Genomic DNA, 12,778 nt, shown 5'->3' with positions numbered 1-12,778 from the left:
AAAGTAAAAGCTCCTTTTGCTTGCGGAAAACACCAAAATGAGAAAGCAAACTGGGGTTTGAGAAAGTAAAAGCTCCTTTTGCTTGCGGAAAACACCAAAATGAGAAAGCAAACTGGGGTTTGAGAAAGTAAAAGCTCCTTTTGCTTGCGGAAAACACTGAAATGAGAAAGCAAACACAGCTTTTGAGAAAGCAAACTGGGGTTTGAGTAAGTCAAATGCCATTTTCCTTATTAAATTCGACTTTATATATTTTTTCGATAAATTAACTAGTACAACACGGCGGAAATAAACCATCCATTGCAAATCAATGAAATGCTTATGCTATATTCATTTGTAATTTTTAATTCCGCCTTGCGGTACTAGTTATTGTCCATCGTGACTTTTTCGGCTTATTCCCTGGCTTGGACTGTGGTCGATATTTCTTGCAAAATCCTCAGTATTTAGCAGCGTGTTCATTTGCAATAAACCTTTTTAACTGTCGCTTGTAGGACAAGGAACAGACTTTTCTCCTGACCAATCTGTAAGAGTATTTTCATCTTTATAATGCCGGGGAGTTTTCAGCAGCAAATACCAAGCTTCTCCAGCATCCAATAAATTAAACTTTTCAGAATATTGAGTTTCTAACAAATCCCTAACCATCACATAATAGTCCGAGTTCATTGCTGGAAAAATATGATGTTCAGTGTGATGAGAAAAATTTAAATGCAACAAGTCAAATATTTTGTAAACCCGGAGAGACATACTATTAATTAGTGGGTCATTAACGTTGGTCATCGGACAAAGTAAATGATTTGTATAAATATAAAAAATTACTCCAGCATAACCAATTGCAATCGGTAAAAAGTAACCAAGTATAAGTTTTATGGGTTCAAATTGGAGATAGATGAGGATACTCAGATGAATCATTATCATCATCAATAATTCCCCTGCGATCGCTCGACGATCTTTCGGACTGACTGTAAATGCAGCCGGAACATAATCGACGGATTTATGATTGAAAAACAGCACAGATGTCAGATTGCGAAAAGTATGTACTCCCCAAGCAGAAGTCATTCCCACAATGAACCATACCGGATTGACTTCAGTAGAAGGCACAAATAAGTCCTGAATCCATTTCCCCCAGGTTGAAGATTGTTCATATAAGTAATTGCGATCTGGGTCGCCCAAATCATTAGTATGATTATGATGTACTCGGTTATGAACTGCTTTCCATAATGTTGGTGGCATCCACAACATTGTTAGCCCTAGAAAACCAATGATATAGATTAATCGAGGATTTTTAATTACGCTACCATGCATCAAATCGTGGGTGCTAAATAGTAAGACAACGACGCTATTGCCCATAATTATGCTTAAAGGTACATAAAGCCATAAAAGGTATGGCGACCAAGAATCTAACCGCGCTGCTATCATCCAACCTAGTATTAAAATTGCCAGATTAATGAACAAGATAATTAACTTACTTGGATCGGGAATAAATGCTTCAGGTGGCATCAGAGAACGTAATTCTTTCGCATATATTTTCTGGTGAATAAGTGTCCGATCTGTACTAACATTCATAAATAATTTTTCAGTTAGATAATTTCACTGGGTAAAGTTTTGCGGGAAATCGTAGCGTTTTTCAACTGGAATAATTAAATTCACAACTAGGATAAGTATCTAAATCGTAACACAAAATATTTCTGCGGTAGACCTCTTGCATAATTTTGGCATTGCCTACACGTCTTCCTCAGAATAATTTCTGTGGTTCAAAGTGAAAGTTATCTGAAGCTGACTAAAATTATTGTTTTACCCACATTACTAGCTAGAGGCTATTAGGATGTCAAGTTTATCTTGGTAGGTAATAAATTTTTTAGTAATAGCTTTAGTCTTTCTTTTCTAATCACTAAAGTGCTTACTAAAAACCCTCGATACTAGCTTGACAAAGTACTAAAAAACGTGAGATATTTAAAGGCTTACCAATTTCAATCCCCCCACATCTTTATAGATGCAGGGGGAGTAATAAAATAACCCACAATTTGGATTTTTGATCAATTTTTGGGCAGTATTCACCGATTAATCCTACATACCGCAGGTGCGATGTCTACGAAGAGCTACGCCTACGCACAATTTATACTTTGTGCAAGCAAGCAGCCCACCTCAAAACTATTCAGACGCTTTGTTATTAGCTCTATTAGCACGCGCCTCAGCTGAAGCCATGACCTCATCAAAATTTTCTAGCACTTCGCCAGGGAAGTTTTCCAAAACTCTGGTAGAAAGAGCAACCCGCCCTTTACCTTCATCCAAGTCAATAATTACAGCTTTAATTGGCTGGCCAACTTGAAATACTTTTTCTAAAGAATCAATAAATTTCTGGCTTACCTGCTTGATATGAAGTAAGGCGCTCATGCCACTTAAATCGACAAATACACCAAAAGGTTTGATACCAGTAACTTTGCCTTCCACCAGTTGACCTAGTTCTAATAAGCTGAAGTTGCTAGAACGAGTTGCTAAACGCTGGGAAAGAATGAGTTTGTTGGTGTTTTTATTAATTTCCAAAAAACCCACAGTCAGATTTTGACCTTTGAGTGCTTCTAAATTATCACGCTCTGCCAAGTGCGATCGCGGGATAAATCCCCGCAAAGAAAGAATATCGACGGTGACACCACCTTTATTCACACCCATAACCCGTACTTGTACAGTTTGAGCATTTTCCTGCATTTCGGCCAATCGTTCCCAGATGTGCTGAATTTCCAATTGCTTTCGAGAAAGGGTCACTTGACCTTCTGCATCCTGATCTCGGATAATCAAAAACTGCATTTCCTCTTGCAATGGCAGCACTTCCGATAAATCGGTAACTGCTCTCAAAGAAGCCTCATCACGCGGCAGAAAAGCTGACGACTTGCCACCAATATCAACATAAGCGCCATCATGGTCAAGTTGGAACACTTTGCCATGTACAACCTGTCCCTTTTGAAATTGGTAGTCGTGTTTTTCTAGTGCTTTGGCAAAATCGTCCATTGTAAAGGGCGAATTGGCTGTTTGAGAAAGTTTCGATTCGGAATTCATGACTTTTGAAGATTAGTTTTTATTTGATATGGTGCAACTGAAGTTTAAATTGTCATTTGTCATTTGTCATTTGTCCTTTGTTATTCACCAATGACCAATGACCAATGACGAACTTGGCTGCGTATGCTTCAGTTTAGTTGACCAAAGAGTTGTTTTACTTGCTCCCAAGCATCGGCCGCAGCTTTAGGATTATAACTGGCACGGTGGTCGCAGAAAAATCCGTGATCAGCTCCATCGTAGCGAAACACGCGATGAGGAATTTTATATTTTTCTAACTCTGCTGTAATCTCATCTACTTGTTCGCCTGGGATGCTAGCATCTTCTGTGCCAAAGAAGGCATAGAGAGTACCTGATATTTCTCTAGTGCGGGTGACAGTAGGAGCGCCACCTCCTGGCGTGCGGGTGGTAATTCCAGCACCGTAGAAGGAAGCAGTAGCTTTAATATCTGGCAAGGTGGCTGCAAGATATGCGACGTGACCACCAAAGCAGAAGCCAATACAACCAAAACCATCTTTTTTCACTTGAGGCAGATTTTTGAGGTAGTCAATTGCTAATTGAATATCGCTCAATAACTCTGAGGCTTGGGTTTGCATGGCGTAGCTTCTGCCCGTTTCAATATCTTCAGGTGTGTATCCAGTTTCAAAACCAGGAGCAATCCGTTGAAAAAGTGCAGGTGCGATCGCTACATACCCAAGTTGGGCAATCCGTTCTGTAACTTCCCGAATGTGAACGTTGACACCAAAAATTTCTTGTAATACTACAACTCCTGGGTAAAAACCAGATTCTTTTGGCTCTGCTAGATAAGCAGACACTTGAATATTATCTTGCAAAAGATTAACCGTTGTGGTAATTGTTGCTTGCTCTGTCATAATAATTTTTACCAGTGCTGTGTGATTAGCCGTGTGTTTATTTGATATAACTATGCCAGTATGCCCAGCTTTTTTCTAATTAAATTATCAATTACCAATAGTGAGCGCATTAAAAATTTGTATTAGAAAAACTTTATATGTAAATAAATATATTTGAGATGTAGCAAATGTAGCTGGTCACAAAAGGAGGGCTGAGTCAAAAGTGTTGAGTATAAAAGCAACACTTAATACTCAAAACTCAGCACTCAGCACTCAGAACTCAGCACTCATTAGCACTTAGTATTCAGGAGGTTTGGTGATGATTCAATTCCGTATTCAGCCAGACAGCGAAATTCCCGCATCAACCCAGCTGTTTAATCAAATCCGATTTGCGATCGCTTCTCGGCAATATCCCCCTGCTTACAAATTACCAAGCACACGGGCGCTGGCAATGCAAACAGGGTTACACCGAAACACCATAAGTAAGGTTTACCGTCAACTAGAGGAAGACGGATTTGTTGAAAGTATGGCTGGTTCGGGTATTTATGTTCGTGCCCAAGGTCATGAGGGCGGTAGCAGGCTGCAATCACCAATTCTCAAACAAAATCCTGATACATATCAAGTTGTCCAGCAAGCACTTGACGAGTTACTTTCACAAGGATGTTCGCTAAATCAGGCTAGAGAGCTATTTTTAGCGGAAATTGACTGGCGCTTGCGTTGTAGTGCGCGAGTATTGGTTGCAGTTCCATCTTATGATATGGGTGCTGGTGAATTGATGGTGTATGAATTAGAGCGATCGCTAAAAATTCCAGTGCAGTTGGTAGCAATGGAAGAATTAACAGCTGTGTTAGATAAAACTACCTCTGCGACAGTAGTCACCAGTCGGTATTTTATCAGTAATGTAGAAGCGATCGCAGCTCCAAAAGCTGCACGGGTAATTCCTCTCGATATCTACGACTACAGCAAAGAACTCAGCATATTGAAAACCCTACCCAAAGAAAACTGTGTTGGGATAGTTAGCCTCAGTTCTGGGATTGCACGAGCCGCAGAAGTCATCCTCCACGGTTTGCGCGGTGATGAACTACTGGTGATGACTTCGCAACCAAAAGATGCCTATAAACTTCAGGCAATGGTTAAGCGGGCTGAAGTAATCATCAGCGACCAAGCCAGTTTTGCGGCAGTACAAGCAGCCGTACAAGCATCTGATGAAGATATTATTCGTCCACCAAAACTGATTAAGGTTGAAAATTATATCGGCGCTAACTCGATTAACTTGCTAAAACGAGAACTAGGTTTGAGCTAATCCAAAGGGTAAGAATGGCATAGACAGACACACCTAGCAAATAACTCAGGATTATGATTGTGGAAATGCAACCCTACATTGGTTTGTTGGAAGCAATCAAGTAGATGTATATCTGAAACTGTTAAGAGGCGATATGAGCATCCCACTTCTGGACTATCCCATACAAGAAAAACTAGTGACCGTCGCAGATGTTTCTTGGGAGGAATTCAAAGGTATTGAGGCGCAGCTAAAGGACAACCGCAATGTCCGACTCTCTTATTTGTCAGGAATATTAGAAATCATGTCGCCCATTGGTGAAAAACACGAGGAAGTGAAAACAACTCTTGGCTACTTGCTAGAAGCTTACATGAGAGAGTTGGGAATTCGGTTCTATGGTCGTGGTGGTTTTACATTGGAAGAACCTGGGTATGCTTCTGGCACACCCGATGAGTCTTACAGCATCAACACAAAAGGTGAAGTTCCTGACATTGTTATTGAAGTTATTGTTACTAGCGGCACAATTAACCGAAAAGAGTTATACAAACCCAAGAAAGTGCCTGAAGTTTGGTTCTGGAAATCTAACCAGATAAAAATATTTCGTTTAAATGCGAGTGTTGAATATGAAGAAGTAAACCGTAGTGGTTTCTTTCCGAATTTAGACCCAGCTTTGTTGCTGCAATATATCGGGCATCCTGACCAGTACGACGCTGTTGCCGAATTTGTACAGGCTATCTGAAAAATCAGTTAATTCATCTGTGGCTCTGGCGTGTTAATTTGCAAAAACTCTTGTACCCGTTGCATATAAGTTGAGGCATCTTCCAACATTGGGAAATGCGCTGTGTTGGGAATCATCACAAATTCCACTTTGTCACTCAATGCAGCCGCTTGACGACCCATCTCGGCTGGAATAATTTTGTCATACTCCCCCGCCACAAGCAGAGTCGGCACTGTTAGCTTGGCAAACTCTTGCGGCATCACTTCAGATTGAGCCTTACTGACTGAAGTAAAAATTGTTCCTAAAGCGGCATCGTAATCTGCTTCGAGAAAATCTTCCAAAAAAGCTTGCCGCTCAGAATGTGGTATGGAACTATGTAGAAATCTGGCCATAAACATCCGGTCAACAAATGGGATTTTGCTTAACCACTTGGGACGGAATTTCACTACATACCCACCAAATTTATGAAAGGCACTAAAAGATTTTTCGTCGTACTCAAAAACGCCACTACAAGTTAAAATTCCTCGTTCAACTCGTTGGGGATAGCAGTTAAAAAATAAAGTGGCAACAGAAGCACCCATTGAATGAGCATGAATATAAACACGCTGAATATGTAACCCATCTAGCAAAGCTGCCAAATCATCAGCGTATTCCTCTAACTCATAGGTTAACTCTCTAATTGCCTCTGATTCTTCCTGTGGAGATTCAGATTCAGCAACGGCTTCACTTGCTTGGGCAATGGTTGGCTTCCCACGAGAACGACCAAATCCACGCAAATCGTAGAGTAAACAATCAAATTGTTCTGATAAAGCATCAGCAGTATTTTGCCAATACCTAGCCGAACCAGCCCAACCGTGGATGAAAACCATCACTGGTTTTACCAAAGAACCCGATGGTTTTTTCACCCATTCGTAGTAATGCTCAACGCCACGAACATTAAGATAAGGCATTTTTGAAAGTTAGGAGTTAGGAGTTAGGAGTTAAAAGTCGGGAGTTAAGAGTGAGTATTTATTACGCTTCCCCTATCTCCCTAATCCCCTTCATCTCCCTCAGTCCCTACTCAGCACTCAGTACTCAGCACTCAGTACTGATTTAGGCTGATTCCGGTTTCGGTAATGAAGACGGATGTATTATCAGTTCAGCAGTCGATCGCTTCTCGACCATTTCCCTTGTAACTGTACAGCGTGTCACATCCTTACGGGATGGTAACTCATACATTACATCCAACATCAATTCTTCGACAATACCACGTAATGCTCTCGCACCAGTTTTACGGCGGTAAGCTTCTTGAGCGATCGCTCGTAAAGCATCTGCTTTAAAATCTAGCTGGACATTATCCATCTTCAGCAGCTTTTGGTACTGCTTCACTAGGGCGCTGCGTGGTTGAGTCAGAATCGCCATCAGCGCTTCTTCATCTAGCGGATCTACTACTGCTACCATTGGCATCCGCCCAATAAACTCTGGAATCAGGCCAAATTTTACTAAATCATCCGGTTCTAGATGGCGAAGCGTGTCTGCTGCTCGTTTCTCCTTCGATTGGCCTTCTCCCGGTTGTACAAAGCCGATTGCTTTTTTGCCAACTCTCTGATCTACAATCTTGTCTAAGCCTACGAAGGCACCACCACAGACGAACAAAATATTACTTGTATCAATCTGGATGCAATCTTGATAAGGATGCTTGCGCCCTCCTTGGGGTGGTACATTAGCGATCGTTCCCTCTAACATTTTCAGCAAGGCTTGCTGCACGCCTTCGCCAGAAACATCGCGGGTAATTGACGTGTTCTCACTCTTACGAGCAATTTTGTCAATTTCGTCAATATAAATAATTCCCCGTTGGGCTTCCTCTATATCTAAATCTGCCACCTGCAACAGTCGCAGCAAGATATTTTCTACATCTTCTCCCACATACCCCGCTTCCGTCAGTGTCGTCGCATCGGCGACGGCAAAGGGTACATCCAAGATTTTCGCTAGTGTTTGCGCTAAGAGAGTTTTGCCGCAACCAGTCGGGCCGATTAACAAGATGTTGGACTTTTGCAGTTCTATGGCATCATCTGATCCAGGTTTGCCACTGGCCTTAGACTGAATTACTGCCAGCCGCTTGTAGTGATTGTAAACGGCGACTGACAGCACTTTCTTCGCTTCGTCTTGACCAATAACGTGTTCGTCTAGATATTTTTTAATCTCTCTTGGCTTGGGTATTTGATTAAACGAAATACTAGCAGAGTGAGTACGCCGTTTTTCAGGTGGCTCTGCTCTTGGTGCTGGTTGTGCTGCCGCACCATTAGTATCGAGCAACTCCTCGTCTAGTATTTCATTACACAAGTCAACGCATTCATCGCAGATGTAGACTCCCGGCCCTGCGATTAATTTACGCACCTGCTCTTGAGACTTGCCACAAAATGAACATTTCAAATGGGAGTCGTACTTAGACATACCAGCCTCTTATTTCAGAATGGTGACGTTTTCCCCTGCTACGGGAAGATTTTGCCTGGAAATGACCTGATCAATCAAACCGTAGTTTTTTGCCTCTTCAGCCGACATAAAAAAGTCGCGCTCAGTATCTGCTTCAAGTCTTTCTAAGGGTTGACCAGTATGGTGAGCCATTAACTGATTCAACTTAGCCTTAACGTAAAGAATTTCTCTGGCTTGAATTTCAATGTCAATGGCTTGACCTTGAGCGCCACCAAGTGGTTGGTGAATCATAATCCGGGAGTCGGGCAGAGACATTCGCTTACCGGCAGCTCCTGCTGTCAACAAAAATGCCCCCATGCTCGCAGCTAATCCAAAACAGATGGTAACAACATCAGGGCGAATTTGCTGTATTGTATCATAGATTGCCATCCCTGCGTAGACGGAGCCGCCAGGAGAATTAACATACAGTTGGATGTCTTTTTCTGAGTCTTCGGCATCTAGGAATAACAACTGAGCCACAATTGAGTTGGCTACGGCATCGTCTATTGGCGTTCCTAAAAAGATAATCCGCTCTCGCAGCAGGCGGGAGTAGATGTCGAAAGCCCTTTCTCCCATGCCAGATTGCTCTATAACCATCGGTACGATGTTGCTAGGGCTGCTCAACTGGGAGTTAATGTTTATTCGACTTAAGTTGCTGATTGGGGAATTTCCCGACTGCGATTCAAGCATACAAGCTTTCTTTGACGATTATTTAGGACAAATGTTTCAGCAGCCGATGCTGCCTTTTCACCGAATGGAATTTGTATAAGCTACGTGTTAACCATTATGCCTCATATAATTTCCTCTCGTGTAACACAGTATCAAGCTCAGGCGATAACAGATGTCACTATTTGCCGAAAATTCATTAATTCTTTAATTATTTTGACTTCATCCCTGAGTTAAAGGGCATTGGGCATGGGGCATGGGGCATTGGTTATTTTTCCCTCTACTTCCTCATCTCCCTTACCTTACCCATTTCACCAGTACTTTAACTCAGAACTGGTGAACTCATGGTTGTGGGATTTTTTATTATCCTTCTGTAACTTCTGTAGAAGTTTCGCTGTTTTCTTCCTCAATCTGAGGTGTATCACTATCAGCATCAGATTCTGTGTTTTCAGTTTCTTCTGCGGGACTCAAAGAACCTTCGGGTACAAGTTCAACTGATGAGTGTTCTAAGAGCCAATCGATGATTTTTTCAGTTAACAGTTCGTTTTCCACGATTGACCGCAGTTTATCTTCATCAACGTTTTGCTCCTCTGGGTACTGCTCCAAAAGTTCTGTGACTCTGGCTGCGATTTCTTCTGGTGTTACCTCGATAGATTCGCGTTTCCCGATTTCCCGCAAGGATAAGGAGCGTTTGATGCGTTCAATTGCTTCAGTACGCGATCGCTCCCGCAATTGCGGAATAATATCTTGAGTAAACAGCTTTCTCACATCCAATCCCTGCTGAGACAGCCGCATTGCTGTTTGCGTTAGCATCGCATCCACTTCTTGCTCAATCAAAGTTGCTGGTAAGTCAACTTCTACGTGCTTGAGCAGTTCCGTTAACAAAGCTTCCTGCTTATTGGTTTTTGTTTTGTCGTCCGCCTCTTTCTGATATCGCTCTACCAAAGAAGCGCGTAACTCCTCTAAGGTTTCAAAATCGCTGATTTCCTGGGCTAAATCGTCATTTATTTCTGGTAGTTCCTTTTCTTTGATTTCTTTGAGCGTCACGGTGAAAGTTGCCGCTTTTCCAGCTAATTCTTCATTAGCATAAGGATCTGGGAACTGTGCTGCAATTTCTTTGGTTTCTTCAGGATTCATCCCCACTATTCCCGAAATAAAGCCTGGAATAAACTTATCTTCCTGCAATTCAACTTGAAAATCAGTTGCTTCGGCTCCGGGAATCGGTTCTAGTTCAGCTGTTTCGTCCTCGCCCTCAACTCTGGCGAATGAACCTTTAAAATCAACTACGGCAATATCGCCAATTTGAGCTGCACGTCCTTCCACAGGAATCAATGTCGCCAATTCTTGACGTTCTTTATCCAGCGTGTTCTCCACTCGCTCTGGATCGTACTTCACTTCTTCGGCTTTGGCTTGCAAATCAGTGTACTGCACTAGATTCACTTCTGGTTCTACATCGACAGCAGCCGAAATTGTCAGGGGTTTTCCCGGTTCATAATTCTTAATCAGATCCTCAAAAGAGGAGCGCAACTGCGGCTGACCAATTGCTGGGATGGCTTCTTGTTTAACTGCTTGCTCTATGCCATCTTGAATTAATTCTTCCAGCGCCGCTGCTTTGATTCGAGTTGTACCCAGCCGTTGTAATAATATCGGCCGAGGCACCTTGCCTTTACGAAACCCAGGAATATTGGCAGTACTCGCTAAGTTTTTAATGACCTGTTCGTAAGTTTGCTTGGTAATTTCTGGCGTAATCTCTATTTCCAGGCCAATTTGGCTGGCGGGAAGTTTTTCCTGGGTGACTTTCATGCTTCGTCTCTAGTTTTCTGGTATTTTATACTCCGATTAGACACAAAACGCAATAAAATAATTGTTTGCGTTTATGACTTGATGTCTCTTAGGGGTAATGGGAGTTTGCCAAAAGGTCTTGTGACATCCAATGATGGATGTTTGTCCTGGGGCAAAGATCCAGTTTACTGCCAATTATCAAGGACTTGACATTTTACCTTCATAACAATTTGATTAATGGGGCATTGGGATTAGGGGGGAGGTGGTAGGTGGTAGAGAATAAATCTGTACCCTGTAACCTGTAGCCTATTCCCTTCTTCACTTCCCTCTCACTCTAAAACTTGGGAATTAATTATTCAGTGGGCTAACGCCGTGATATCCTGGTTCTCAAAGAGTGGTTAGTACCCCCAGGTTAAAGTTATAGTATTGAGTCTAGCTATTATCTAGCTATTATTAAGTTGTTTGTGGTACGAAAGTGCGTCTGTTACTTAACCGCATAGCTCAGTTTTACGTTGTGCTGGCTTTATGCATTTAGACCCTAGTATATTTATCATCTTAGTAAGAAAGTTTGCAACCAATACATTTGTTTCTTTACAGGTAGGATGCTTGTAAAACGCAACTCCTAAGTGCAGATATCTCCGCTCTTCTGATAAATGGCGCTTTGTTGTATAATATATAGTTATAGTTAAAATCGATGAAAAAAATAAATCACCGTTATTTTAAAATGCAACATCACTTAACTTATTAAACAACCAAAAAAATAAATGTATTAAATATCTAAAGATAGACTAAATTAAAGAAAAATCTAAACCTATTAAAAAAAATATTTCCAGACTGCGATCGCTATCTAAATATAAATAAATTGTCAATTGTGCCAAGAAATTGCAGATTAAGTCTCTTATAAGGAGGAAGCAAGTTTGTCGAAATCCTATCGTTTAGCTATTTTGGGAGCGACTGGTGCAGTAGGCACAGAGTTGCTGGAATTATTAGAAAGCCGTAATTTTCCGGTTGCTGACTTGAAGTTATTGGCATCAGAGCGGAGTGTGGGGCGATCGCTACGGTTTAAAGGTGAAAATATACCAATAGAGGCAGTGAGCGATCGCGCTTTTGAAAATGTCGATATAGTACTAGCTAGTGCAGGTGGTTCCACATCCAAAACTTGGGCAGCAGTTGCTGTGGAAAAGGGCGCAGTGGTAATTGACAACTCCAGTGCCTTTCGGATGAACCCGGAAGTTCCCTTAGTAGTTCCAGAGGTGAATCCCCAAGCAGCAGCGCATCACCAAGGCATTATTGCTAACCCCAACTGCACAACGATTTTAATGGCTGTGGCAGTTTGGCCATTGCATAAAGTTAAACCAGTGCAACGCATCGTCGCTGCAACCTACCAATCGGCTAGTGGTGCGGGTGCTAGAGCAATGGCAGAAGTCAAAACTCAAACAAGCGCTATACTACAAGGACAGCCACCGATTGCCGAAATATTGCCTTACCCATTGGCATTTAATTTATTCCCTCATAACTCCCCATTAAACGATTTGGGTTATTGTGAGGAAGAAATGAAAATGGTCAACGAAACCCGAAAAATATTTGGTACGCAGCAAATCAGAATCACTGCAACCTGTATACGGGTTCCCGTACTCCGCGCCCACTCAGAAGCCATTAATTTAGAATTTGAGACTCCCTTTAGTGCGAAGGAAGCCAAAGAAATTCTAAGTTCCTCCCCTGGAGTAAAACTGGTAGAAGATTGGGGAACGAATCATTTTCCGATGCCAATAGAAGCAACCGGTCGAGATGAAGTTTTAGTGGGAAGAATTCGCCAGGATATTTCTCATCCTTGTGGCTTGGAATTATGGTTATGTGGCGACCAAATTCGCAAAGGCGCAGCATTAAATGCAGTACAAATCGCCGAGTTGTTAGTAGAGAAAAATCTACTCAAACCATTAGCTATTAGTCATTAGTCATTGGTCATTAGTCCTTTGTCATTGGTAA

At 41.9% G+C, this 12,778-nt stretch carries 11 protein-coding genes; 3 read left to right on the top strand and 8 right to left on the bottom strand.

The features are described from left to right. The 4 genes from V7K61_RS11960 to V7K61_RS11945 all read right to left on the bottom strand — a co-directional run. Window positions 1-294, bottom strand: a 294-nt coding sequence (locus V7K61_RS11960; RefSeq protein WP_335053522.1) for a hypothetical protein, incomplete at its 3' end; no start/stop codon positions are given. A gap of 177 nt (window positions 295-471) precedes the next feature. Beyond that, window positions 472-1,560 (bottom strand): fatty acid desaturase family protein, encoded by a 1,089-nt coding sequence (locus V7K61_RS11955; protein WP_335053521.1) that lies wholly within the window; start codon window positions 1,558-1,560, stop codon window positions 472-474. A gap of 585 nt (window positions 1,561-2,145) precedes the next feature. Further along, a complete protein-coding gene (locus tag V7K61_RS11950) occupies window positions 2,146-3,048 on the bottom strand; it encodes a S1 RNA-binding domain-containing protein (protein ID WP_335053520.1) in 903 nt (300 codons plus the stop codon). 128 nt (window positions 3,049-3,176) lie between these two features. Then, on the bottom strand, window positions 3,177-3,917 hold the full coding sequence (locus tag V7K61_RS11945; protein WP_335053519.1) for a dienelactone hydrolase family protein: 741 nt from the start codon (window positions 3,915-3,917) through the stop codon (window positions 3,177-3,179). Between the two features lie 298 nt (window positions 3,918-4,215). On the opposite strand from V7K61_RS11945, the gene V7K61_RS11940 reads away from it, so the two are divergent. Beyond that, window positions 4,216-5,199 carry a GntR family transcriptional regulator gene (locus tag V7K61_RS11940; protein ID WP_335053518.1) on the top strand — a complete coding sequence of 328 codons (984 nt, stop codon included), beginning with the start codon at window positions 4,216-4,218 and terminating at the stop codon, window positions 5,197-5,199. A 133-nt stretch (window positions 5,200-5,332) separates the two neighbouring features. Then, complete coding sequence (locus tag V7K61_RS11935; protein ID WP_335053517.1) at window positions 5,333-5,914, top strand: Uma2 family endonuclease; 582 nt, start codon at window positions 5,333-5,335, stop codon at window positions 5,912-5,914. Between the two features lie 8 nt (window positions 5,915-5,922). On the opposite strand, the gene V7K61_RS11930 is transcribed toward V7K61_RS11935, so the two are convergent. The 4 genes from V7K61_RS11930 to tig form a co-directional block, all read right to left on the bottom strand. Then, window positions 5,923-6,843: an alpha/beta fold hydrolase gene (locus V7K61_RS11930; RefSeq protein WP_335053516.1), complete on the bottom strand. Its 921-nt coding sequence runs from the start codon at window positions 6,841-6,843 to the stop codon at window positions 5,923-5,925. Window positions 6,844-6,985: 142 nt separating this feature from the next. Beyond that, window positions 6,986-8,326 carry an ATP-dependent protease ATP-binding subunit ClpX gene (gene clpX / locus V7K61_RS11925; RefSeq protein ID WP_094348623.1) on the bottom strand — a complete coding sequence of 447 codons (1,341 nt, stop codon included), beginning with the start codon at window positions 8,324-8,326 and terminating at the stop codon, window positions 6,986-6,988. Window positions 8,327-8,335: 9 nt separating this feature from the next. Then, window positions 8,336-9,034, bottom strand: coding sequence for an ATP-dependent Clp endopeptidase proteolytic subunit ClpP (clpP, locus tag V7K61_RS11920; protein ID WP_069071412.1), 699 nt, complete (start codon window positions 9,032-9,034; stop codon window positions 8,336-8,338). A 339-nt stretch (window positions 9,035-9,373) separates the two neighbouring features. Beyond that, the gene (tig, locus tag V7K61_RS11915) at window positions 9,374-10,813 is read right to left on the bottom strand and encodes a trigger factor (RefSeq protein WP_335053515.1); all 1,440 of its coding nucleotides are present in this window, start codon (window positions 10,811-10,813) and stop codon (window positions 9,374-9,376) included. A gap of 896 nt (window positions 10,814-11,709) precedes the next feature. Here tig and V7K61_RS11910 point away from each other — a divergent pair. After that, window positions 11,710-12,747 (top strand): aspartate-semialdehyde dehydrogenase, encoded by a 1,038-nt coding sequence (locus tag V7K61_RS11910; protein WP_335053514.1) that lies wholly within the window; start codon window positions 11,710-11,712, stop codon window positions 12,745-12,747. Window positions 12,748-12,778 lie beyond the last annotated feature (31 nt).

The sequence above is a fragment of the Nostoc sp. genome, assembly GCF_036918015.1.
In the GTDB taxonomy this organism is placed as follows: Bacteria; Cyanobacteriota; Cyanobacteriia; order Cyanobacteriales; family Nostocaceae; genus Nostoc.
Note: the sequence above shows the minus strand (reverse complement) of the source record. Positions and strands in the feature narration are given on the sequence as shown.

Bases quoted from the DNA above. Each gene is read 5' to 3' on its own strand.
- V7K61_RS11955 (WP_335053521.1), bottom strand. From the start codon at position 1,560: ATGAATGTTAGTACAGATCGGACACTTATTCACCAGAAAATATATGCG.
- V7K61_RS11950 (WP_335053520.1), bottom strand. From the start codon at position 3,048: ATGAATTCCGAATCGAAACTTTCTCAAACAGCCAATTCGCCCTTTACA.
- V7K61_RS11945 (WP_335053519.1), bottom strand. From the start codon at position 3,917: ATGACAGAGCAAGCAACAATTACCACAACGGTTAATCTTTTGCAAGAT.
- V7K61_RS11940 (WP_335053518.1), top strand. From the start codon at position 4,216: ATGATTCAATTCCGTATTCAGCCAGACAGCGAAATTCCCGCATCAACC.
- V7K61_RS11935 (WP_335053517.1), top strand. From the start codon at position 5,333: ATGAGCATCCCACTTCTGGACTATCCCATACAAGAAAAACTAGTGACC.
- V7K61_RS11930 (WP_335053516.1), bottom strand. From the start codon at position 6,843: ATGCCTTATCTTAATGTTCGTGGCGTTGAGCATTACTACGAATGGGTG.
- clpX (WP_094348623.1), bottom strand. From the start codon at position 8,326: ATGTCTAAGTACGACTCCCATTTGAAATGTTCATTTTGTGGCAAGTCT.
- clpP (WP_069071412.1), bottom strand. From the start codon at position 9,034: ATGCTTGAATCGCAGTCGGGAAATTCCCCAATCAGCAACTTAAGTCGA.
- tig (WP_335053515.1), bottom strand. From the start codon at position 10,813: ATGAAAGTCACCCAGGAAAAACTTCCCGCCAGCCAAATTGGCCTGGAA.